This is a genomic window from Kocuria sp. U4B (assembly GCF_054875615.1).
Genome location: NZ_CM142180.1, coordinates 2,656,165 through 2,677,592, shown reverse-complemented (window position 1 = coordinate 2,677,592; position 21,428 = coordinate 2,656,165). Strand labels below are relative to the sequence as shown.

The following is a 21,428-nucleotide window of genomic DNA, read 5'->3' as shown; positions in this document are numbered from 1 at the left end:
GTCCACGGCCTCCCGTCAGCGGGCGGCGCCGGCCGGGACGCTGCCGGCGCCGTAGAGCTCGGGCTTGGGCTGGAGCTGGACGGGGACGATCTCCCCGGTCGCCTGCGCCCGGACACCGGCCTCGCAGCACGCGGCCGTGGCGTAGCCGTCCCAGGCCGAGGGTCCGCCGATCTCCCCGCGGGCGGCGGCGTCGACCCAGGCCTGGATCTCGCGGTCGTAGGCCTCGACGAAGCGCTCCTCGAAGCCGGGGGTGACGCTGCCGCCCCACGTGCCGGCGGTGCGGACGTAGGGCTCCTGGTCCCCGCCGATGCCGACGACGCCGGTCTCGAAGGAGGCCTGGGTGGCCACCTGGTAGCCGAACTGCGCGTTGACGTACACCTCGACCTGGGCGAGGATCCCGGACTCGGTCTCCATGAGCACCAGCTGGGGGTCGCGCTGGCCGGCGGGCGCGTTGCGGGTGGAGCGCCCGATGCGCACCTGCACCGAGGTGATCTCCTCGCCGGTGAAGAACCGCACGGCGTCGAACTCGTGCACCACCGAGTCGTTGATGATCATCTCGTTGGTGAACCCGGCCGGGGTGGTGGGGTTGCGGTGCTGGTGGTGCAGGGTCAGCAGCTCGCCGTAGGTCTTCTCCTCGATCATCCGGCGCAGGGTGAGGTAGCCGGCGTCGAAGCGGCGCATGAAGCCGACCTGGATCAGCTGCCGGCCGGCCGCGACCTCGGCCTGGACGACACGCCACGAGGACTCGGCGTCCGGGGTGAGGGGCTTCTCGCACAGCGTGGGCAGCCCGTGCTCGAGGGCGGGCAGCAGCACCTGCTCGTGCAGGAAGCCGGGGGTGGCGATCAGGGCGGCGTCGACGTCCCCCCGCTCGAGCACCTCCCGGAAGTCGGTGTGGGCCACGGCGCCGGGGATGTGGGCGACAGCGGCCTCGGCACGGGGCCGGTCGATGTCGACGACGGCGGCGATCTCGGCGCCGTTGATGCGGCGGTGGATGCGCTCGATGTGGTCGGCGCCCATGCGGCCGGCTCCGACGACGGCGACGCGAAGCGGAGTGTTCATGGTCTGTCCTCTCTCGGCCCCGGAGGGGCCTGGAATGTTCGAGGCCCTGCCGGGCACGGGACCGTGCCCGGCAGGGCGTCACCTGCGATGGATGGCGCTCAGTGGTCCGACGACGACGGGAACGCGAAGGACGCCCCGGAGGCGTGGTGGGGCTCGGGCCACCGCTCGGTCACGGCCTTGCCGCGGGTGTAGAAGCGCACCCCGTCGGGGCCGTAGATGTGGTGGTCCCCGAACAGCGAGGCCTTCCAGCCGCCGAAGGAGTGCCACGCGACGGGCACCGGGATCGGGACGTTGATGCCGATCATCCCCACGGTGACGCGGCGCTTGAACTGGCGGGCGTAGGCGCCGGAGGAGGTGAAGATCGCGGTGCCGTTGCCGTAGGGGTTGGCGTTGATGATCTCGATGCCCTCGTCGAAGCTGTCCACGCGCAGCACGACCAGCACGGGGCCGAAGATCTCCTCCTCGTAGGCCTCCATGTCCTGGCGCACCCGGTCGAGGACGGTGGGGCCCACGAAGAAGCCGTTCTCGTGGTCGTCCACGACCAGGTCGCGACCGTCCACGACCACCGCCGCGCCGGCCTCCTCGGCCGCCGTCACGATCCTCACCACGCGGTCCCGCGACGCCGGGGTGATCACCGGGCCCATGTCGGAGGACGCGTCCATGCCGTTGCCCACGGTGATGTCCTTCGCCCGCTCGGCGAGCTTGTCCACCAGCAGGTCCGCGGCCTCGCCCACGGCCACGGCCACCGAGACCGCCATGCAGCGCTCGCCGGCGGAGCCGAAGGCGGCGGCCGTGAGGTTGTCCGCCGCGGAGTCCATGTCGGCGTCGGGCAGGACGATGGCGTGGTTCTTCGCCCCGCCGAGGGCCTGGACGCGCTTGCCGTGCTTGGTCGCGGTCTCGTGCACGTACTGGGCGATCGGGGTGGAGCCCACGAAGGAGATGCCGTCCACGTCCGGGTGGGTCAGCAGCCCGTCCACGGCCTCCTTGCCGCCGTGCAGCACCTGGAACACGCCGTCCGGCAGGCCGGCCCGCTGCCACAGCTCGGCGATCAGCAGCGACGGCGAGGGGTCCCGCTCGGAGGGCTTGAGGATGAACGCGTTGCCGGTGGCGATCGCGACCGGGGCCATCCACAGGGGCACCATCACGGGGAAGTTGAACGGGGTGATCCCGGCGACCACGCCCAGGGGCTGGCGGAAGGAGTACACGTCGATGCCGGTGGAGAACTGGTCGGAGAACTCCCCCTTGAGCTGCTCGGCGATCCCGCACGCGAACTCCACGACCTCCAGGCCGCGGCCGACCTCGCCCTTGGCGTCGGAGAGGACCTTGCCGTGCTCGGCGGTGATCAGCCGGGCGAGCTCGTCGGTGTGGGAGGCCACGAGCTCGCGGAACTTGAACAGCACCGCCGTGCGCTTGGCCAGGGAGACGTCGCCCCACGAGTCGGCCGCCTTCCGCGCCGCGGCCACCGCACGCTGCAGGTCCGCCTCGGAGGCCAGGTGCAGGATGCCGGACACCTCCCCCGTGGCCGGGTTGTAGATCTCCTGGGTCTTCCCCCCGGTGCCGGGGGTGCGCTCGCCGGCGATGAAGTGCTCGACGTGCTGGGTCTGCTGCTCGGTCTGCTGCGTCATGGGTTCCTCCTTCAGTTGCCGAGCAGCGGACGCTGCCGGGCCTTGTGCTGCTGGTAGACCGCGTAGGCCTCGTTCGTGGAGCCGAGGGTGGCGGTGGCCGTCACGGGCACGTCCCACCACGACTCGGAGCTGGGCGCGTCGATCAGCGGGTCCGACTCGACGTGCACGAGCACGGGACCGGAGCCCTCGGGCACCGCCTTCGCCCGGGCGACGGCGGCCTTCAGCCGGTCGATCACGCCCTCGCCGGGCTCGACCCGCAGGACGGCCACGCCGAGGGACTCGGCGTTGGTGGCGAGGTCGATCGGCAGCGTCGAGCCCTCGTCGAAGCTGTGCCGCTCCCCGTCGAGGTAGCGGTACTTCGTGCCGAAGCGCTGGGAGCCCAGGGACTCGGACAGCGCGCCGATCGAGGCGTAGCCGTGGTTCTGGATGAGCACGACCACGAGCTTGATCCCCTCGGCCACGGCCGTGACGAGCTCGGTGTGCATCATCAGGTAGGAGCCGTCGCCGACCATGACGACGACGTCGCGCGCCGGCTCGCCGGTGCGTGCGGCCTCGTCGAGCGCGGCCCGCTTGACCCCGAGCCCGCCGGCGATCTCGTAGCCCATGCAGGAGAAGGCGTACTCGACGTGGTAGCCGTAGGGGTCCTTGACCCGCCACATCTTGTGCAGGTCCCCGGGCAGGGAGCCGGCCGCGCAGACCACGACGTCGCGGTCGTCCATGGCCTCGTTGACGGCGCCGATGATCTCGTTCTGGCTGGGCAGCGGCTCGTGGCGGGCGGCGAACGCCTCGTCGACGATGCCGTCCCAGCGCCGCTTCTCGGCCTCGACGACCTCGGCCAGGTCCGCGCCCACGCGGTAGCCGCCCAGCGCCTTCGTGAGCTCCACGAGCGTCTTGCGGGCGTCGGCGACGACCGGCACGGACGTCCCGTGCTTGTAGGCGTCGAACGCGGCCACGTTGATGTTGACGAAGCGCACGTCCGGGTGCTGGAAGGCGGTGCGGGAGGCGGTCGTGAAGTCCTCGTAGCGGGTGCCGATGCCGATCACGAGATCGGCCTCGGCCACGACGGCGTTGGACGCGGTGGAGCCCGTGGAGCCCACGGCCCCCAGGCACAGCGGGTGGTCCCAGTCCATCACGCCGACGGCGGCCTGGGTGTAGGCGACGGGGATGCCGGTGGCCTCCGCGAACTCGGCCAGCGCCTCGGTGGCGAACGCGTAGTGCACGCCGCCGCCGGCGATGACCACGGGCCGCTCGGCCGCCCGGATCGCCGCGACGGCGGCCCGGACGTCCTCCTCCTCCGGCGCGGGGCGGCGGATCCGCCACTCGCGGGGGGCGAGGAACTCCTCGGGCACCTGCAGCGTCTCCGCCTGCACGTCCTGCGGCAGGGCGATCGTGACCGCGCCGGTCTCGGCCGGGTCGGTGAGCACCCGCATGCCGTTGAGCAGGGCGGAGAACAGCTGCTCCGGGCGCCACACGCGGTCGAAGAAGCGCGAGACCGGCCGGAAGACGTCGTTGACCGTCAGGTCCCCGGCGTCAGGGCGCTCGAGCTGCTGCAGCACGGGGTCCGGGGCGCGGGAGGCGAACTGGTCGGAGGGGAACAGCAGCGCCGGCAGGCGGTTGGTGGTGGCCAGCGCCGCGCCGGTGACCATGTTGGTCGCGCCGGGGCCGATCGAGGTGGTCACCGCGAAGGTGGCCCGGCGCCGGGTGTGCCGGGCGTAGCCGACGGCCTGGTGGACCTGGGCCTGCTCGTTGCGGCCCTGGTAGTAGGGCATCAGCGCGGGGTCCTGGGCCTGGTACTGCTTCAGCGCCTGGCCCACCCCGGCCACGTTGCCGTGGCCGAAGATGCCGAACATGCCGGGGATCGTCCGCTCCCGGTGCTCCGTGCCGCCCACGCGGTCGACGGTCCACTGGTTGGCCAGGAACTCCACGAGCGCCTGGGAGACGGACAGGGTGCGCGCGCTCATCGAGCGGCTCCTTCCTGGACCGGGTGGCCCTTGAGCAGGGAGGCGGCCGTGGCCACGGCGCCGGCGACGTCGCCGTCCTCGGGGTAGAGCAGGGTGCGGCCCACGGTCAGGCCCTGCACGCCGGGCAGCGCCAGGGCGGCCTCCCAGGTGGCGAAGACCTCGTCGGGGGACCCGCTCGGGTCCCCGCCCAGCAGCACGGTGGGCAGGGTCGTGGAGGCCATGACGCGCTCCATGTCCTCGACCACGGGCAGCTTCATCCAGGTGTAGGCGGAGGACCCGCCCAAGCCCTGGGCGATGGCCACGGAGTGGATCACGGCGTCGGCCGAGAGGTCGTTGACGATGCCCCTGTCGGTGATCCGGGAGATGAACGGCTCGACCATGGCGATGAGGCCCAGGGCCGCGAGGGAGTCCACGGCGTGTGCCGTGTTCTCCAGCACGGACGTGGTGTGCGGGTCCTCGAAGCAGATCCGGGTCAGCATCTTGCCGCCGTCGGCGCCGATCCGGTTCAGGGCCTCGGCGGTGTGGCCGGTGAAGCGGTCGTCGATCTCGTTGACGAGCCCGGGCAGCCCGCCGCGGTTCATCGAGCCGAAGACCAGCTTGCCCTCCAGCGCCCCGAGCAGCAGCAGGTCGTCGAGCACGTCCGGGGAGGCCAGCACGCCGTCGACCCGCGGGTTCGCGAGGGCGATCTGCAGGCGGTCGAGCAGGCTGCGCCGGTCGGCCATGGCGTCCCGCTGGTCGCGCACCTTCAGGGCCCCGCGGGCCGCGTGGTCCGCGGCGACCACGAAGTTCTGCCGACCGTGGACGGGACCGGGGTGGCGGCGGCGGGAGTCGGCCGCGCGCTGGACCGCCTGCGGGTCCTCGAGCCGGATCCGGGAGAGGTGCTCGTAGCGGCGCGGGTCCGCGCTGGTGTCGAGCTCGATCTGTGAGGTGCTCATCGGGTGGCTCCTTCGGGAACGGCGCGGCCGCGCTCGCGCAGCAGTTGGAAGACCTCGTCGGGGGTGGGCATCGCGTCGGAGCACGAGATCCTCGAGGCGACGATCGCCCCGGCGGCGTTGGCGTAGTCCAGCACCTGCTCGAGGGCCCAGCCCTGGTTGACGCCGTGGCAGAAGGCGCCGCCGAAGGAGTCCCCGGCGCCGAGGCCGTTGACCGTCTCGACCGGGACGGGGGCGGAGACCACCCGCTCGTCGCGGGTTTTGGCCATGACGCCCTCCGGGCCGAGCTTCACCACGGCGATCCGCACGCCGGCCTCCAGCAGCCGGTCGGCCTGCTCGTCGGGGGTGCCCTCCCCCACTGCCACGGCGCACTCCTTGTCGTTGCCGATGGCGATGGTCACGTGCTGGAGCAGCTCGTGGACCTGGGCGCGGGCCTCCTCCTCGGAGGCCCAGAACATGGGCCGGTAGTCGAGGTCGAGGATCGTGTGCTGGTCGGGACGCAGCTGCTCCCGGGGCCGGGCCGCGTGGGCGGCGAGGTGGGCGGAGCGGGACGGCTCCTGGCACAGCCCGGTGACCGTGGACCACAGGATCCGGGCCTCGCGCGCCACCTCGGTGTCGATCTCCTCGGGGCGGATCTGCAGGTCCGGGGCGGTGGGGAAGCGCCCGTAGAAGTAGAGCGGGAAGTCCTCCGGGGGACGGATCGCGCAGAACGTGGCCGGGGTCTGCAGCCCCGGCACGGCCGAGACGAACCGGTCGTCCACGCCGTAGCGGCGCAGCTCGCGGTGCAGGTAGACCCCGAAGGGGTCCTCGCCGGTGCGGGTGATCACCGCGGCGGACTCGCCGTGGCGGGCCGCGGCGACCGCCACGTTGGACGGGGAGCCGCCCAGGTACTTGCGGAAGGTGCTCACGTCCTCGAGGCCCACCCCCACGTCGTCGGGATAGATGTCGACGCTGATGCGCCCGAGGGTCACGACGTCGTAGCTCATGCGTGGGCTCCTGTCTTCTGCGGGGACTCCTGCGAGGACTCCTGGGTAGCGCGGGCGTGGTGCTGTGCTGCGCTGCGGGCCGCGGCGCTGCGCTCGCGCATCTGGGCCAGCTGGTAGCGGGAGACCTCGGCCGCGTTCTCGTCCTCCGCGAACACGGAGGAGACCATCACGGTCTCCTCCCGGTCGAGGAAGCCGTTGGCGGCCAGGCCGCTGAAGAACTCGCCCCAGTCGACGTCGCCGTCGCCGATCTTCAGGTGCTGGTGGACCCGGACGGGGTTGCCGGGCGGGTTGGTGATGTAGCGCAGCCCGTGGGAGCGGTGGTGGTCCATGGTGTCGGCGACGTGCACGACCCGCAGGCGGTCCCCCACCGCGGCCATGATCTCGAGCGGCGCGTCCTCCATGTGGAAGGTGTGGGGCGCCACGTAGACGAAGCCCAGGTTCTTCGAGTTCGCCCCGCGGATCACCCGCCAGGCGGCGAGGCCCTGCTCGACGAAGTCGTCGGGGTGCGGGTCGATCGCGATGTGCACGTCCTCGGCCTCGATCAGGGGCAGCAGCTCCTCCACCGAGCGGTAGAACGCGCGCTCGGACTCCTCGGCCCGCTCGGGGCGGCCCTGGAACTCGGTGTTGATCTGCTGCACCCCGAGGTCCACGGTCATCCGGATGGCGCGCTTCCAGTAGCGCACGGCGGCCTCCCGGGCGTCGGGGTCCGGGGAGGACCAGCGCAGCACCGGCAGGACGGAGGCGATCTGGACGCCCGCGTCGCGGCACGCCTTGCGCAGGGCGGCGACGAGGTCGTCGTCGGCCTTGGGGTGGTTGAAGAAGGGCAGGAAGTCGGCGTGCGGGGTGAGCTGGAGGTACTCGTAGCCCAGCTCCGCGGCGAGCCGCGGGAACTCGAGCAGGGAGTGGCTGTGGTGGAAGGGCGTGGGATCGAGGGCGATCTTCATGTCGTGTCTCCTGGTCGGCGGGCGGAGGGTCTCAGCGGACGCGGGTGCGCGAGCCGCAGCCCATCAGGTAGGAGCGGGTGCGGGTGGCGATCGGCAGGGGGACGTCGAAGGAGGACACCGGGTACATGTCCTGCTCGACGATCCCGAACACCGGCCGGCCCAGCTTCTCGACCTCCTCGATGACCTGGGCGAGGTCGGGCAGCCCGGCCGGCGGCTCGACCATGACGCCGGCGAGGTTGGCGGCGGCCCAGGTCATGTTCTCCCGGCGCACGCGCTCCAGCACGACCGGGTCGATCTGCTTCAGGTGCAGGTAGCCGATGCGCTCGGGGTACTTGCGGATGAGGTCCACGGAGGAGGCGCCGCCGTACTCGGCGTGGCCGGTGTCCAGGCACAGGGTGACGAGCTCGGGATCGGTGCGCTGGAGGAAGGTCTCGATGTCGGGCTGGCCGCACACGTGGGAGTCGGCGTGGGAGTGGAACTGCTGCTGCAGGCCGAACTCCTCGCGCAGCACCTTCCCGAGCCGGTCGTGGCCGGCGCACAGAGCGCTCCACTGCTCGGCGCTCAGGTGCTCGTTCTCCACGGCCTCGCCCGTGACGTCGTCGCGCCACATGGACGGGATGACCACGATGTGCTCCCCGCCCATGGCGGCGGTCAGCTCGGCGACCTTCCGGGCGGGCTCCCAGGCCTCCTCCCACTGGGCCGCGCCGCGGTGGAAGGCGGTGAAGACCGTGCCGGCGGCGACCTTGAGGTCGCGCTGGGCGAGCTCGTCGGCGAGCCGGGCGGGGTCGGTGGGCAGGTAGCCGTAGGGGCCGAGCTCGATCCAGGAGTAGCCGGCCTCGGCGACCTCGTCGAGGAACCGCTCCCACGGCGTCTGCTGGGGGTCGTCGGCGAACCACACGCCCCAGGAGTCGGGAGCGGTGCCGATGAGCACGGGGTTCTGCTGCTGCGCCGACTCGGCGGTGACGGTGGTCGCTTTCTGCTGCGCCATGGTGACCTGCTTCCTGGTGCTGGTTTCGGGGCGGCACCGCGGGACGGAGCCCGGGCGCCCGGCCCATCAGTGGTCCGGATCACAACCAGAATACGGAATTAGGTCAGTTTGTAAAGACATACGGTCTTACTTCCTCCTGAGGCCTGTCCACCGGCGGCCTTCCGGGACCCCGCCGGGGACGACGAGGGTCACGGACTCCACCTCCGGGGCGCGCCGAGGAGAGCGGGACCGGCGATCTCGGCGGCGCCCAGCACCACGGACCGCCCTGGCGGGCCGGCCCCGGGCACCCGTGGGCGCAACCTCGACCTCCTCCAGCAGTCGCGCGCCCGGCCACTGAGCCCGAGGCCTGCTGATGCTGCGCTGCACCGGACCCGTCGACCCCACCGGCTCCGCCGCGGAGGCCGCCCTGAGGTCGTCGGCGCAGCGCCGCACCGTCGCCCGACCGCCCTGTCGCACCTCGCCGATGCGGACGGGCTCCACGGAAGGCGCGGCAGTGTTCTTGCCCGGTTCCTCGTCAGTACTTCCGACACCTACCCCCACTTTTTGTCATTATGTCTTGACATGACTTCGTTCCGGTGTGATCTTGGTGACGGGCCGGTGATGCGGAGCGGACCCCACCATCGGCCCTCGCCTGGCTGATGATCGCCGAGATCCACCTCTTGAGGTTCCGCGGCGTGATGACCGTGCTCGCCCGGGGGTGACCAATGCGATCGTCCCCCTCGTCTTCCCTCCGCTCGTGGCGTCGCTCGGCTTCGGCACCTTCCTGCTCTTCGCCTTCGTCGGGTTCCTAGCGCTGCTCTTCGTGGCGACCTCCGTGCCCGAGACCCGCGGCAGGACCCTGGAGGACCTCCAGGAGCAGTTCGAGGCCGACTACAGCACCGTCTGACCCGGTCCGGCCCGCCGGCCGCCCATGCTCCTCCTCCGCTTCCCGGACTCCACCGAAAGGCTCCTCCCATGCCCCTCGTGCGCATCGACGTGATCGAGAACCGCCGCACCCCCGACCAGCTCCGCGAGCTGGCCGACGTCGTCCAGGACGTCATGCTCGACACCTTCGCCGCCCCCGAGCGCGACCGCTACCAGATCATCACCGAGCACCGGCCGGGTCAGATCATCGCCGAGGACACCGGCCTGGGCTTCACCCGCACCGACGACCTCGTCGTCGTCCAGGTCTTCCAGCAGGGCCGCACCGAGGACCAGAAGAAGGCCATGTACCGGGCCCTCGCCGACCGGCTCCAGGACCGCACCGCCCTCGACCCGCAGGACCTCATCGTCTCCGTCACCGAGAACACCCGCGCCGACTGGTCCTTCGGCCACGGCGTCGCCCAGTTCCTCGAAGGCCACCTCTAGGCGTCCGCGCCCACCGCACCACCGCCCGAGGGCCCGTCCGCGCCGCGCGCGGACGGGCCCGCGTCGCGTCCTCAGCGCTGCGGGACGAGCTCCTTGCTGAACACGGTGTCCCCGTAGCCGTCGCGCAGGCTCACGGTCAGGACGTCGTCCTCGTCCAGCTGCGCGTGACCGAAGAACTGGTACCGGCCGTCCCGCGGGGAGCCCCCCGCCGGGCCGGCCTTCGCGAAGACCTGCTCGGGGCCGAAGGTGCCGTCGAGCGCGTTGGGGCCGAAGCCGCCCGCGTTGATCGGCCCGGCCACGAACTCCCAGAACTCGTCGAAGCCGGTGAACGCCGCCCGCTCGGGCGAGTAGTGGTGGGCCGCGCAGTAGTGCACGTCCGCGGTCACCCACACGACGTTGCGCACGCCGGCGTCCTTGAACGCCCGGAGCACGCGGGCCAGCTCGAGCTCGCGGCCGAGCGGCTCGCCGTCGTCGGCGTTCGCGACCGACTCCTGCGCCTTCCCGTCGGGGACGACCACGCCCAGGGGCAGGTCCGCGGCGATCACCTTCCACACGGCCTCCGAGGACGTCACCCCGTCGATCAGCCACTGCACCTGCTCCTCGCCGAGCAGCGGGGTGGCCTCCCGTTCCCGGCCCGCGGTGTTCTCGCCCTTGAAGGTGCGCATGTCGAGGCAGAAGACGTCGAGCTGGGGGCCGCGCTCGAGCCGGCGGTGGATCCGCTGGTCCTCGAAGCCCGTGGTGCCCGGGCGCAGGGCGCGGGCGTCCCCGACCGGCTGGTACTCCTGCCAGGCCCGGCGGCCCCGGGCCGCCAGCGTGTTCACGTCGCGCACCGTGTAGCGCGGGTCCTCCAGGACCTCCCCGGCCCACCAGTTGTTGGTGGTCTCGTGGTCGTCCCACTGGGCGACGACGGGCACGTCGGCGTACATCGCCCGCACGTTGTGGTCCATGAGGTTGTACCGGTGCCGCGCCCGGTACTCCTCCTGGGTCTCGGCGACCTTCGTGACGCCCTCGACGACCACGTTGCGCCACACGCTGCCGTCCGGTTCGACGACCTCGGCCTGGATCGGTCCGTCCGCGTAGATCGTGTCCCCGGAGTGGATGAAGAAGTCGGGGGCGAGGTCGTGCATCGCCCGGTAGGCGTACATCCCGCCGAGGTCCGGGTTGATGCCCCAGCCCTGGCCGGCGGTGTCGCCCGTCCACACGAAGGACTGGCCGCGGGCGCCGCCGCGGCCCCGCCCCCTCCCCCGGCTCCCGCCGGGCGCGGTGCGGAAGGTGCCGTGGGCGACGTCGGAGAGCACGCCCTCCTCGTCCTCGAAGCGGACCTCCAGGGCGAACCGGGTGCCCGGCGGCAGGTCGGTCGCCCCGATCTTCACCGTGTGGTCGGTCGCGTCCGTGACCCACCCGGAGGTCAGCGTCCGGTCGAGGGCACCGTGCCCGCGCAGGGGCGTGCCCTCGGCGTCGACGGCCCGCAGCCGGGCGCGCATCCGGCCGGTGCCGTCCGTGCGGGACCACAGGATCGCCGAGTTCGAGGTCACGTCGCCCGTGGCGATGCCGCTGGGCAGGTGCAGGCGCCTGCGCACGAGCGCCGGCGAGGAGGTGCGGGCCACCGGCACGGCGGCGGCGGGGGTCGTGGCGGCGAGGGTCAGGGCGGAGGCCGCGAGGGAGCCCTGGAGCAGGCCGCGGCGCGAGAAGGTAGCCATGCGCCCATCCTCGGAGCCGCCGCCGACCGGCGGCTTAACGCCGGGCGACGCCCGGGGGGCCGTGCCATGAGCGGCCGGGGACGCGGAGGCCCCGCCCGCGGCGTGCGCGGACGGGGCCTCCCCGGGGATCAGCGGGCCGGGGCCCGGCGGATCACTTGCCCTCGAAGATGCCGCGCATCAGCTGCGCGGTCTCGGACGGGGTCTTGCCGACCTTCACGCCCGCGGCCTCGAGGGCCTCCTTCTTGGCCTGGGCGGTGCCCGAGGAGCCGGAGACGATGGCGCCGGCGTGGCCCATGGTCTTGCCCTCGGGAGCCGTGAAGCCCGCGACGTAGCCGACGACCGGCTTGGTCACGTTCGCCTTGATGAAGTCGGCCGCGCGCTCCTCGGCGTCGCCGCCGATCTCGCCGATCATCACGATGGCCTCGGTCTCGGGGTCCGCCTCGAACGCCTCGAGGGCGTCGATGTGGGTGGTCCCGATGATCGGGTCGCCGCCGATGCCGATGGCGGTGGAGAACCCGATGTCCCGCAGCTCGTACATCATCTGGTAGGTCAGGGTGCCCGACTTGGAGACCAGCCCGATCTTGCCCTTGCCGGTGATGTTGGCCGGGGTGATGCCCACGAGGGACTCGCCCGGGGTGATGATGCCGGGGCAGTTCGGCCCGATGATGCGGGTCTTCTGCTTGCCGTTCTCGTCGGTCCTCGACTTGGCGTAGGCCCAGAACTCCGCGGAGTCCTGCACCGGGATGCCCTCGGTGATGACGACGACGAGCGGGACCTCGGCGTCGACGGCCTCGACCACGGCGTCCTTGGTGAAGGCCGGCGGCACGAAGACGATGGAGACGTCCGCGCCGGTCTTCTCGACGGCCTCGGCGACGGTGCCGAAGACCGGCAGCTCGACGTCGTTGCCGTCCTTGTCCTTGTGGGCCACGGTGGTGCCGGCCTTGCGGGCGTTGACGCCGCCCACGACCTGGGTGCCCGCGGCGAGCATGCGGCCGGTGTGCTTGGTGCCCTCGCCGCCGGTGATGCCCTGAACGATGACCTTGGAGTCCTTGTTCAAAAAGATAGCCATTGCTGTTCGTTCCTCAGTAGTGTTCGGCGGATCAGTGGGCGGCGTGGGCGAGCTCGGCGGCCTTGTCCGCGCCCTCGTCCATGGTCTCGGCGAGGGTCACCAGCGGGTGGCTCGCCTCGGCGAGGATGCGGTGGCCCTCCTCGACGTTGTTGCCGTCCAGGCGCACCACGAGCGGCTTGTTGGCCTCGTCGCCGAGCATCTCCAGGGCCTTGACGATGCCGTTGGCCACCTCGTCGCACGCGGTGATGCCGCCGAAGACGTTGACGAACACGGACTTGACCTGCGGGTCGTTGAGGATGACGTCCAGGCCCGCGGCCATGACCTCGGCCGACGCCCCGCCGCCGATGTCCAGGAAGTTGGCGGGCTTCACCTCGCCGTGCTTCTCGCCGGCGTAGGCGACGACGTCCAGGGTCGACATGACCAGGCCGGCGCCGTTGCCGATGATGCCGACCTCGCCGTCGAGCTTGACGTAGTTGAGGTCGTGCGCCTTGGCCTTCTCCTCCAGCGGGTCGGCGCTGGACTTGTCCGCGAGGGCGGCGTGCTCCGGCTGGCGGAACTCGGCGTTCTCGTCGAGGGAGACCTTGCCGTCGAGGGCGAGGATCTCGCCGTCGCCGGTCTTGACGAGGGGGTTGACCTCGACGAGGGTCGCGTCCTCCTTCTTGAAGACGTCCCAGAGCTTGACCAGCACGGGGACCACCTTGGCGGCGGTCTCCTCGTCGAAGCGCGCCTCCTCGACGATCTCCCGGGCCTTGGCCTCGGTGATGCCCTCCGTGGGGACGACCTCGACGCGGGCGAGGGCCTCGGGGCGCTCGACGGCGAGCTGCTCGATGTCCATGCCGCCCTCGACGGAGCACATGGCCAGGTAGGAGCGGTTGGCCCGGTCCAGCAGCACGGAGAAGTAGTACTCCTCGGCGATGTCGGCGCCCTGGGCGATCATCACGCGGTGGACGGTGTGGCCCTTGATGTCCATGCCGAGGATCTGCTGCGCGTACTCGTAGGCCTCGTCGGCGGTCTTGGCGACCTTCACGCCACCGGCCTTGCCGCGGCCGCCGACCTTGACCTGCGCCTTGACGACGGTGACGCCGCCGATCTTCTCGGCGGCGGCCTTTGCTTCTTCCGGGGTGGTCGCGACGATGCCCTGGAGCACGGGCACGCCGTGCTTCTCGAACAGGTCGCGTGCCTGGTATTCGAACAGGTCCACGGGTGATGTCCTTCTTCGTCGAAGTCGTGCGTCGGTGTCGACCCGGGTGGGGACTCGGGCCGCGCCGACCGGTTGGTGAACGGAGCGCGGAGCACCCCGCCGGGCCGAGGCCAGGCGGGTGCATCCGGGCTGTCGCGCGGAGCCGTTCCGGGCGCAGGACAATCCGGTGCACTCCCTGTACGAGACTGTAGTGCATGCGGAATCGGCGGCTGCAACCCGGCCCCGGTGCATCCCGGCGCGCGATTCTTGATTGACTGGGCCCATGAGCTCCCTCGACCAGCCCGAGAACCGGGCGTTCGCCCCCGCCGATGCCGGCTTCCTCGTCACCGTCGCGGTCCTGGCGTTCCTGGCGCTCGGGCTGGAGGCCGTCGCCGACGGGACGGTGCTCATGTTCACCGGGCAGATCCCTGCGGTCTACCCGCTGGGCTGGCAGGTCTTCGTGTGGCTGTGCCTGGGCGGGCTGTGGGCCGGCATCCAGCGGGGGCTGGTCGCGTGGCTGCGCCACCGGGCGGCGGACCCCGCCGTGCCCGAGCCCCTCCCCGCCGAGGACCCGGCCCCGGACCCCGAGGACCGCACGACCAGCACGGCCACCACGGCGCTCGTGCTGTTCGTCGCGGCGGTGCTGCTCGGGGTGATCCTGCCCGTGTTCCTCGTGGGCGGGTGGCGGGTCCCGCCGATCCAGCTCTACCTGGACCTGTACGCGGTCCACGGCGGTGGCGCGTGGCTGGCCATGGTGGGCTTCGCCGTCTACCACGTGGGCCGCTCCCTGCTGCTCGCCCTCGTGCTGACGTGCGTGCAGCGGGCCGCGGAGCTGCGCCGGCCGTCCCGGCTGGTCCGCACCACCCCGGTGGGCGGGATCGCGCTCGGCCTGCTGCTGGCCCTGCCCGGGCTGGTCCTGGGCGGGGTGCCCTCCGCCGCCACGGCGCTGGTGTGCTGCACGCTGCTGGGCGCGGTGCACAACCTCACCGGCAAGTCGCTGCGCTGGACGGCGCCGGCGACCGCGGCGGTGCTCCTGTTCGTCTGAGCCCTCCCCCGGCGTGCTTCCCGGGGTTCTTTCCCAGGGCCTCAGCCCACGCGGGTCAGGGGCGCGTAGCGCAGCAGCAGCCGCTTCTCGTCGGCCCCGAAGCGGACCTTGGCCACCGTCTTGTCCCCGGCGCCCTCGAGGGAGACCACGGTGCCCTTGCCGAACGCCTTGTGGTCCACCGTGTCCCCCACGGACAGGGACGGGATCTCCTTGTTCGGCTGCACCCGTCCCGCCGCGGTGGACCGGGACGGGCCCATCCGCTCGAACGCGGCGTTCGACGACGCCGCGGCGCCCCAGTAGGAACCCCGCATCGGGTCCCGCCGGTCGGCGCCCCCGTGCAGGGAGGATCCCCACGACGGCGCGGCCGAGGACCCCTCGCGCTTCCAGTCGACGAGCTCGGACGGGATCTCGTCGAGGAAGGGGCTGGCCGGGTTGTACTGGGACTGGCCCCACATGGAGCGGAACTCCGAGCGGGTGAGGTAGAGCCGCTCGCGGGCGCGGGTCAGGCCCACGTAGGCGAGGCGGCGCTCCTCCTCCATCTCCTTCTCGTCCATCAGGGAGCGCTGGTGCGGGAACAGCCCGTGCTCCATGCCCGTGAGGAAGACCACCGGGAACTCCAGCCCCTTGGCGGTGTGCAGGGTCATCAGCGTGACCACGCCCTGGGCGCGGGCCTCGGCGACCTCCGCGGCGATCTGCTCGGCGCTGGGCCCGCCCTCGGCGTCGCCCGCCGGGCGGTTGGGGATCTGGTCGGCGTCGGCCACGAGGGAGACGTGCTCCAGGAACTCGGGCAGCCCGGCGTCCGGGTTGTCCCGCTCGAACTCGCGGACCACGGCCACGAGCTCGGCCAGGTTCTCCACCCGGGACTCGTCCTGCGGGTCCTGGGACCCGCGCAGCGCCGCGAGGTAGCCGGACTGCTCGAGCACGGCCTCCAGGACGGTGGCGGCGCCCGAGCTCTCGGCCACCGAGGCGAGGTCGTCCATGAGCTGGACGAAGGCCCTCACCGCGTTGAGCGAGCGCGTGGCCATGCCCGGGGCCTCGTCGGCGCGGCGCAGGGCGTCCATGAAGGAGATCCGCTCCCGCTGCGCCAGCGCCGCGGCGGCGCCCTCGGCGCGGTCCCCGATGCCCCGCTTCGGCTCGTTGACGATCCGGCGGACGTTGATGTCGTCGGCCGGGTTCACGATGGCGCGCAGGTAGGACAGGGCGTCCTTGATCTCCTTGCGCTCGTAGAACCGGGTGCCGCCGACCACCTTGTAGGGCAGGCCCACGCGCATGAGGATCTCCTCGAGCGAGCGCGACTGCGCGTTGGTGCGGTAGAACACGGCGACGTCGCCGGGCCGGTAGCCGTCGTCGTCCTGGAGCCGGTCGATCTCCTCGGCGATGAAGCGCGCCTCCTCGTGCTCGTTCTCGGCGGCGTAGCCGACGATCTTCTCGCCGCTGCCCGAGGCGGTCCACAGCCGCTTGTCCCGCCGGCTCTTGTTCTTGGCGATCACGGCGTTGGCCGCGGTGAGGATGTTCTGGGTGGAGCGGTAGTTCTGCTCCAGCAGGATGGTGCGCGCGTTGGGGTAGTCCTGCTCGAAGTCCACGATGTTGCGGATGTCCGCGCCGCGGAACGCGTAGATGGACTGGTCGGAGTCGCCCACGACGGTCAGCTCGGCCGGGGGCACGGGGTCCGCGCCCGGCCCGACGTCCTGGGCCGGGTCCGCCGGCGTGCCGACGAGCTCGCGCACCAGGGCGTACTGGGCGTGGTTGGTGTCCTGGTACTCGTCGATGAGCACGTGCCGGAACCGGCGCCGGTAGTACTCGGCGACCTGCGGGAACGCCCGGAGCATGTGGACGGTCTGGGCGATGAGGTCGTCGAAGTCCATGGCGTTGGCCGCGCGCAGCCGCTCGGTGTAGCCGCGGTAGACCTGGGCGACCGCGCTCTCGAACGGGTCGGTCTCGGAGACCCGGGAGAGATAGGTCTCGTCGTCGACGAGCTCGTTCTTCAGGGCGGAGATCCGGTGCTGGATGCTCTTGGGCGCGAAGCGCTTGGGGTCGAGGTCGTGCTGCTTGGCCACGAGCGTGATCAGCCGCAGGGAGTCGGCGGAGTCGTAGATGGAGAACGTGGACTTCAGGCCCACGCTGGCGGCCTCCCGGCGCAGCACCCGCACGCAGAAGGAGTGGAACGTCGAGATCCACATGGACTTCGCGGACTCCCCCACCAGCTCCACCACGCGCTCGCGCATCTCGGCGGCGGCCTTGTTGGTGAACGTGATCGCGAGGATCTCGCCCTGGTGGGCCCGGCCGGTGGCCAGGAGGTGGGCGATGCGGTGGGTCAGCACCCGCGTCTTGCCCGATCCGGCGCCCGCGACGATCAGCAGGGGCGAACCGGCGTGCTCGACGGCGGCCCGCTGCGGCGGGTTGAGGCCCTCCACGAGCGCCTCCGGGGTCACGGCGGGGCGGCGGGGCGCGGCGTGCGTCCCGGCACGGGCCAGGGAGGCGGAGGGCAGGAGGGGGTTGTCGAAGAGGTAGTCCATCGTGTCCTCCAGTCTACCGAGGGCCGGGGACACCCGGTCGGGGACGGCCCTCAGACGAAGTGCAGCTCGAGCCGGTGCCGCCCGTTGTCGTCCTCGACCCACAGCTCGGAGTCGGCGACCGTGACCCGGCGGGGCCGCTGCAGCCGGATGTCGTCGTCGAACTCCACGGCGTCGTCCGTGCCGCCGCCGTAGACGGTGTCCAGCTCCCGGGTGCCCGGGTCGAGGTGGCGGATGGCGTCGTTGCCGGTGTCCGCGATGACGATCGACCCGTCGTAGAGGATCTGCAGGTCCTCGGGGTGGTCGAGCTGGGCGACGTCGGCGGGGCCGTCGGCGAACCCGGCCCCGCGCCGGCCGACGACCGTGCAGACGTGGGGGCCGCCGTCGGGCTTGTCGGTGTCGATCTCGATGCAGCGCAGGGACGAGGAGTCGCGGTCGATGAGCCACAGGGTGCCGTTGCCGTCCTCGGTGATGGAGACGGTCGCGGCGAACTTCGCCTGGGCCGCCCTCCCGTCCCGCCGGCCGGACTCCCCCGTGCCCGCGAACTCGTACAGCACGTCCGTGTACGGGTCCCAGCGGAACAGCCGGTGCAGGGAGGGCACCGCGGCGATCACGGCCGAGAGCTTGTGCGACCACACCAGGTCCGCGATGGCAGCACCCCCGAGGACCGAGCAGTCCACGCTCCGGCGGACCGTCTCGTGGTCCGGCTCGAACAGCGTGAGCACGTTGCCCTCGGTTAGCCGCATGAGCAGGCCGTCCGGGAGTCCGATGGACAGTTCCATGACCGGCACCTCCGTGTTCCGTCCTCGGCGGGGCCCGGCCGTCCTCGGCCGAGCCGGCCCCGGGCGGCGCGCGGGCCGCCGCGGGTGGCCTCAGCCTACTCCTGGGCCGGCCGATTCGGCCGGGGCCGCACAGCCGGACAGTGCGGCACGGGACCGGCACCGGCGCACAAGGCCGGGAAGCACGGCGGCGCAGCGGCACCGCCCGAGCCCCGGCGGGGCCGCGGCCGCGGCGCGCGAGCCGGGCGGGGGCGTCCCGCGGACGCACCGGGGCCCCGGACCGTGCGGTCCGGGGCCCCGGCAGCTGTGCGTGCCCTCGATTGGATTCGAACCAACGACACCGGCTTTAGGAGAGCCGTGCTCTATCCCCTGAGCTACGAGGGCGACGCGAACAGTCTAGGGGCTCCCCCGGGAGCCTGCGAACCGGGCGGGCATAGGATCGACCGCATGCCCGTCTACATCGATCCCCCGCTGTGGCCAGCGCACGGCACCCGGTTCTCCCACCTGGTCTCCGACACGTCCTACGACGAGCTGCACGCGTTCGCCGACCGCCTCGGGGTGGCGCGCCGGGCGTTCGACCGGGACCACTACGACGTGCGGGCCAGCCTGTACGAGGACGCCGTGGTCGCCGGGGCGGTGCCCGTGGACGCGCGCGAGCTGACCCGGCTGCTGCTGCGCAGCGGGCTGCGCGTGCCGGCCCGGGCCCGGCCGGAGAAGCTCGCGGGAACGCTGCGCCGGCGCTGGGAGGCGCACTTCCCCGCGCTGCCGGGCCTCGGGGCGGAGCTCGTGGAGCGCTGGGGGGAGGCGCACCGCCACTACCACGACCGCTCCCACCTGCTCGCCGTCCTCGAGGCGCTCGACCACCTGGTCCCGCAGAGCGGCGTGCCGGCGGCGGGCGGTGTCCACGAGGCGCTGCTGCTGGCGGCCTGGTTCCACGACGCCGTGTACCGGGGCCGGCCCGGGGACGACGAACGGGACTCCGCGGCGCTGGCGCGCGAGCGCCTGGGCGCCGCCGGGGTCCCGGAGGACCTCGCCGCGGAGGTCGAGCGGCTGGTGCTGCTCACCCTCGACCACGCGGCCGCGCCCGGCGACGAGGCCGGAGCGCTGCTGCTCGACGCCGACCTGGCGGTCCTGGGGGCGGAGCCGGGAGCGTACGCCGCCTACACCGCCGGCGTGCGGCGGGAGTACGCGCACGTGCCGGAGGAGCTGTTCGCAGCCGGGCGGCTGGGCGTGCTGGAGGGGCTGTGGCGGCGTCAGCCGCTGTACCGGACCCCGGCGGCGCAGCGGCGCTGGGGGGCCCGCGCCGCGCGCAATCTCGAGCACGAGATCGCCCGCCTGCGCGCCGCGGCCGGCGGCTCCTCGTCACGCGTGCCGGCGGACGTGGCCGTGCTGACCATCACGGCCGTGTGCTTCCTCGACGACGACGGGGCACTGCTCACCGTGCGCAAGCGCGGCACGGACCGCTTCATGCTGGTGGGCGGGAAGCTGGAGCCGGGCGAGACGCCCGCCGCCGCCGCCGTGCGGGAGGCGGAGGAGGAGGTGGGGCTGCGCGTGGGCGCCGACCGGCTGCGGCTGCTCGGGCAGTTCGAGTCCCCGGCCGCGAACGAGGCCGCCACCTGGGTGCGCTGCACGGTGTTCACCGCTCTCCTGACCGGACGGCCGGAGCCGCTGGCCGAGATCGAGGAGCTGCGCCGGCTCCCGCTCGACGACGCGTCGGTCGCGGCCCTGCCCGACGACCTCGCCCCGCTGCTGCGGGAGCACGTCATTCCCGCGCTGCGCCGGTCCCCCGCGGGTCGGGCAGCCGGGTCCGGGAGCGTCGCGCCCGGTGCAGCAGGGTCCCGGTGACGAGGCCGAGGACGATGCCGAGGCCGCCGAAGACGGACAGCCACATGGCGGCGTGGCCGGCGAACGCGGCGACCACGAAGCCCACCACGATCCCGGGGACGGCTCCGGCGATCATGCCCCAGGCCATGTAGGCGTACTCGCGGTCCAGGCTCGTGCGGGCGTTGCGGCTGTAGTCGGAGGGCATGGGAGCCATTCTATCGGCGGCGCCCGGCTCCGCCCTCCGCACTGCTCCGGCCGGCGAAAGACAGGTGCGCGGTCCCCGTCCGGTCGATCGGGAACCGCGCACCTGCAGAACGGGTGCCCGCGCGCTCAGCCCACGCGCACGAACACGGGGCCGGAGCCCACGTAGACGCTGGAGACGGCGGTGGTGCCACCGTTCCAGCCGCCGTGGACGGCCTTGCCGCCGCCGATGTAGACGGCGATGTGGGCCGCACCCATGCCGCCGTTGGCGTAGTACACGAGGTCGCCGGGCCTGGCCTGGGCGGCGGAGACCTGCGTGCCGAGCTTCAGGTAGGAGGCCGGCCAGCCGTGGTGGTTGATGCCGGCGGCGCGCAGGGCGTTGGTGACCAGGGCGGTGCAGTCCTGGCCCACGCCGAGCTGGCCCAGGGCGGCGGAGGCGATGGTCGCCCCCCTGCCGGAGGGCGTGGACTGCGGGGCGAGCGCGCGCTCGGCGACCGGGGCGGGCTGCGCCCTCGGGGCGGGCTGCGCCCTCGGGGCGGGCTGCGCCTTCGGGGCGGGCTGCGCGACGGGCTCGGCCTTCGGGGCGGGCTGCGCGACGGGCTCGGCCTTCGGGGCGGGCTGCGCGACGGGCTCGGCCTTCGGGGCGGGCTGCGCGACGGGCTCGGCCTTCGGGGCGGGCTGCGCGACGGGCTCGGCCTTCGGGGCGGGCTGCGCGACGGGCTGGGCCTGGGGCGCGTCCACCGCCTGCGCCGCGGCGACGGGGGCGGCAACGGCCACCGGGGCCTGGGCGGCGGGCGCCGCGACCGCGGAGGGCGCCTTCTGCTCGGAATTCTGCGCCTTCGCGGCCTGCTTCTCGCTCTTCTGCTCGGCCTTCTTCTCGGCCTTCTTCTCCGCCTTCTCGGCCTTGTGCACGTGGGCGACGGGCTCGAGGGAGACGGCCGGGGCCGCGGAGGGGGTGGCTGCGGCCACGGCAGAGAGCGGGGCGTCGGTGCCGGCGTCCTGGGCGGGAGCGGCCTGCACGGACACGGTGGTGGCCAGGGCCAGGCCGGAGAAGGCAGCGACGGCGGCCGCGGTGCGGGCCCTGCCGGTGAAGAAGGAGCCGGCGCCGCGCGAGGTGTTCAGGTGACGAGACATGGGGGGTTCAGGAGCTTTCTGCTGGGCCGAGCGGGCCCGCACGGGCCGGTGCCGGGCACAGCAGAACGCACCCCGCGCGGTGACGCGGGGTGCTCCGGTGTGCGGCAGGGGGCGTCCCAGGTCCTGGAACGGCGGCCGCGG

18 protein-coding genes and 1 tRNA gene are annotated in these 21,428 nt (G+C 72.8%); 4 read left to right on the top strand and 15 right to left on the bottom strand.

Annotated features, from left to right (window positions below):
- Positions 1-15 precede the first annotated feature (15 nt).
- The 7 genes from ACYSMR_RS12675 to ACYSMR_RS12645 form a co-directional block, all read right to left on the bottom strand.
- Positions 16-1,059, bottom strand: a complete 1,044-nt coding sequence (locus ACYSMR_RS12675) for a Gfo/Idh/MocA family protein (RefSeq protein WP_461745641.1) — start codon at positions 1,057-1,059, stop codon at positions 16-18.
- Positions 1,060-1,157: 98 nt separating this feature from the next.
- The gene (locus tag ACYSMR_RS12670) at positions 1,158-2,684 is read right to left on the bottom strand and encodes a CoA-acylating methylmalonate-semialdehyde dehydrogenase (protein WP_461745639.1); all 1,527 of its coding nucleotides are present in this window, start codon (positions 2,682-2,684) and stop codon (positions 1,158-1,160) included.
- Between the two features lie 11 nt (positions 2,685-2,695).
- On the bottom strand, positions 2,696-4,645 hold the full coding sequence (gene iolD / locus ACYSMR_RS12665) for a 3D-(3,5/4)-trihydroxycyclohexane-1,2-dione acylhydrolase (decyclizing) (RefSeq protein ID WP_309125215.1): 1,950 nt from the start codon (positions 4,643-4,645) through the stop codon (positions 2,696-2,698).
- A complete protein-coding gene (locus tag ACYSMR_RS12660) occupies positions 4,642-5,580 on the bottom strand; it encodes a Cgl0159 family (beta/alpha)8-fold protein (RefSeq protein ID WP_309125214.1) in 939 nt (312 codons plus the stop codon). The genes iolD and ACYSMR_RS12660 overlap by 4 nt, the downstream gene beginning before the upstream one ends.
- Positions 5,577-6,563: a 5-dehydro-2-deoxygluconokinase gene (gene iolC / locus ACYSMR_RS12655; RefSeq protein ID WP_461745636.1), complete on the bottom strand. Its 987-nt coding sequence runs from the start codon at positions 6,561-6,563 to the stop codon at positions 5,577-5,579. Before iolC ends, ACYSMR_RS12660 begins: the two co-directional genes overlap by 4 nt.
- The gene (locus tag ACYSMR_RS12650) at positions 6,560-7,507 is read right to left on the bottom strand and encodes a sugar phosphate isomerase/epimerase family protein (RefSeq protein ID WP_461745635.1); all 948 of its coding nucleotides are present in this window, start codon (positions 7,505-7,507) and stop codon (positions 6,560-6,562) included. The genes iolC and ACYSMR_RS12650 overlap by 4 nt, the downstream gene beginning before the upstream one ends.
- 31 nt (positions 7,508-7,538) lie before the next feature.
- Entirely contained in the window at positions 7,539-8,495 is a 957-nt protein-coding gene (locus tag ACYSMR_RS12645) for a sugar phosphate isomerase/epimerase family protein (RefSeq protein WP_461745633.1), read from the bottom strand.
- A 697-nt stretch (positions 8,496-9,192) separates the two neighbouring features.
- Here ACYSMR_RS12645 and ACYSMR_RS12640 point away from each other — a divergent pair.
- Positions 9,193-9,381: an MFS transporter gene (locus tag ACYSMR_RS12640; protein WP_461745631.1), complete on the top strand. Its 189-nt coding sequence runs from the start codon at positions 9,193-9,195 to the stop codon at positions 9,379-9,381.
- 68 nt (positions 9,382-9,449) lie between these two features.
- The gene (locus ACYSMR_RS12635; RefSeq protein ID WP_309125209.1) at positions 9,450-9,842 is read left to right on the top strand and encodes a tautomerase family protein; all 393 of its coding nucleotides are present in this window, start codon (positions 9,450-9,452) and stop codon (positions 9,840-9,842) included.
- Between the two features lie 71 nt (positions 9,843-9,913).
- On the opposite strand, the gene ACYSMR_RS12630 is transcribed toward ACYSMR_RS12635, so the two are convergent.
- From ACYSMR_RS12630 to sucC, 3 genes are all read right to left on the bottom strand, one after another.
- Positions 9,914-11,542, bottom strand: coding sequence for an alkaline phosphatase D family protein (locus ACYSMR_RS12630; RefSeq protein ID WP_461745629.1), 1,629 nt, complete (start codon positions 11,540-11,542; stop codon positions 9,914-9,916).
- A 151-nt stretch (positions 11,543-11,693) separates the two neighbouring features.
- Positions 11,694-12,611 carry a succinate--CoA ligase subunit alpha gene (gene sucD / locus ACYSMR_RS12625; RefSeq protein ID WP_251334136.1) on the bottom strand — a complete coding sequence of 306 codons (918 nt, stop codon included), beginning with the start codon at positions 12,609-12,611 and terminating at the stop codon, positions 11,694-11,696.
- A gap of 31 nt (positions 12,612-12,642) precedes the next feature.
- A complete protein-coding gene (sucC, locus tag ACYSMR_RS12620) occupies positions 12,643-13,812 on the bottom strand; it encodes an ADP-forming succinate--CoA ligase subunit beta (protein ID WP_461745627.1) in 1,170 nt (389 codons plus the stop codon).
- Positions 13,813-14,074: 262 nt separating this feature from the next.
- Here sucC and ACYSMR_RS12615 point away from each other — a divergent pair, with 262 nt between their 5' ends.
- Positions 14,075-14,836, top strand: a complete 762-nt coding sequence (locus tag ACYSMR_RS12615) for a hypothetical protein (RefSeq protein ID WP_251334138.1) — start codon at positions 14,075-14,077, stop codon at positions 14,834-14,836.
- Between the two features lie 41 nt (positions 14,837-14,877).
- Here ACYSMR_RS12615 and pcrA read toward each other — a convergent pair whose 3' ends face one another.
- The 3 genes from pcrA to ACYSMR_RS12600 form a co-directional block, all read right to left on the bottom strand.
- Positions 14,878-17,352, bottom strand: a complete 2,475-nt coding sequence (pcrA, locus tag ACYSMR_RS12610; protein WP_461745625.1) for a DNA helicase PcrA — start codon at positions 17,350-17,352, stop codon at positions 14,878-14,880.
- A gap of 50 nt (positions 17,353-17,402) precedes the next feature.
- Entirely contained in the window at positions 17,403-18,131 is a 729-nt protein-coding gene (locus tag ACYSMR_RS12605; protein WP_251334140.1) for an NHL repeat-containing protein, read from the bottom strand.
- A 308-nt stretch (positions 18,132-18,439) separates the two neighbouring features.
- Positions 18,440-18,512, bottom strand: a tRNA-Arg gene (locus ACYSMR_RS12600).
- 63 nt (positions 18,513-18,575) lie between these two features.
- Here ACYSMR_RS12600 and ACYSMR_RS12595 point away from each other — a divergent pair.
- Positions 18,576-19,973: a DUF4031 domain-containing protein gene (locus tag ACYSMR_RS12595; RefSeq protein WP_461745622.1), complete on the top strand. Its 1,398-nt coding sequence runs from the start codon at positions 18,576-18,578 to the stop codon at positions 19,971-19,973.
- Here the strand turns inward: ACYSMR_RS12595 and ACYSMR_RS12590 are convergent.
- A complete protein-coding gene (locus ACYSMR_RS12590; RefSeq protein WP_251334142.1) occupies positions 19,891-20,157 on the bottom strand; it encodes a hypothetical protein in 267 nt (88 codons plus the stop codon). The two genes, ACYSMR_RS12595 and ACYSMR_RS12590, sit on opposite strands and share 83 nt — an antisense overlap.
- A gap of 125 nt (positions 20,158-20,282) precedes the next feature.
- Positions 20,283-21,287 (bottom strand): C40 family peptidase, encoded by a 1,005-nt coding sequence (locus ACYSMR_RS12585; RefSeq protein ID WP_461745620.1) that lies wholly within the window; start codon positions 21,285-21,287, stop codon positions 20,283-20,285.
- Positions 21,288-21,428 lie beyond the last annotated feature (141 nt).

Coding starts and splice junctions, on each gene's coding strand:
- iolD (WP_309125215.1), bottom strand. CDS start 4,645: ATGAGCGCGCGCACCCTGTCCGTCTCCCAGGCGCTCGTGGAGTTCCTG.
- ACYSMR_RS12630 (WP_461745629.1), bottom strand. CDS start 11,542: ATGGCTACCTTCTCGCGCCGCGGCCTGCTCCAGGGCTCCCTCGCGGCC.
- ACYSMR_RS12650 (WP_461745635.1), bottom strand. CDS start 7,507: ATGAAGATCGCCCTCGATCCCACGCCCTTCCACCACAGCCACTCCCTG.
- ACYSMR_RS12615 (WP_251334138.1), top strand. CDS start 14,075: ATGAGCTCCCTCGACCAGCCCGAGAACCGGGCGTTCGCCCCCGCCGAT.
- ACYSMR_RS12660 (WP_309125214.1), bottom strand. CDS start 5,580: ATGAGCACCTCACAGATCGAGCTCGACACCAGCGCGGACCCGCGCCGC.
- ACYSMR_RS12595 (WP_461745622.1), top strand. CDS start 18,576: ATGCCCGTCTACATCGATCCCCCGCTGTGGCCAGCGCACGGCACCCGG.
- ACYSMR_RS12645 (WP_461745633.1), bottom strand. CDS start 8,495: ATGGCGCAGCAGAAAGCGACCACCGTCACCGCCGAGTCGGCGCAGCAG.
- iolC (WP_461745636.1), bottom strand. CDS start 6,563: ATGAGCTACGACGTCGTGACCCTCGGGCGCATCAGCGTCGACATCTAT.
- ACYSMR_RS12675 (WP_461745641.1), bottom strand. CDS start 1,059: ATGAACACTCCGCTTCGCGTCGCCGTCGTCGGAGCCGGCCGCATGGGC.
- ACYSMR_RS12605 (WP_251334140.1), bottom strand. CDS start 18,131: ATGGAACTGTCCATCGGACTCCCGGACGGCCTGCTCATGCGGCTAACC.
- ACYSMR_RS12590 (WP_251334142.1), bottom strand. CDS start 20,157: ATGCCCTCCGACTACAGCCGCAACGCCCGCACGAGCCTGGACCGCGAG.
- ACYSMR_RS12635 (WP_309125209.1), top strand. CDS start 9,450: ATGCCCCTCGTGCGCATCGACGTGATCGAGAACCGCCGCACCCCCGAC.
- ACYSMR_RS12585 (WP_461745620.1), bottom strand. CDS start 21,287: ATGTCTCGTCACCTGAACACCTCGCGCGGCGCCGGCTCCTTCTTCACC.
- sucD (WP_251334136.1), bottom strand. CDS start 12,611: ATGGCTATCTTTTTGAACAAGGACTCCAAGGTCATCGTTCAGGGCATC.
- pcrA (WP_461745625.1), bottom strand. CDS start 17,352: ATGGACTACCTCTTCGACAACCCCCTCCTGCCCTCCGCCTCCCTGGCC.
- ACYSMR_RS12670 (WP_461745639.1), bottom strand. CDS start 2,684: ATGACGCAGCAGACCGAGCAGCAGACCCAGCACGTCGAGCACTTCATC.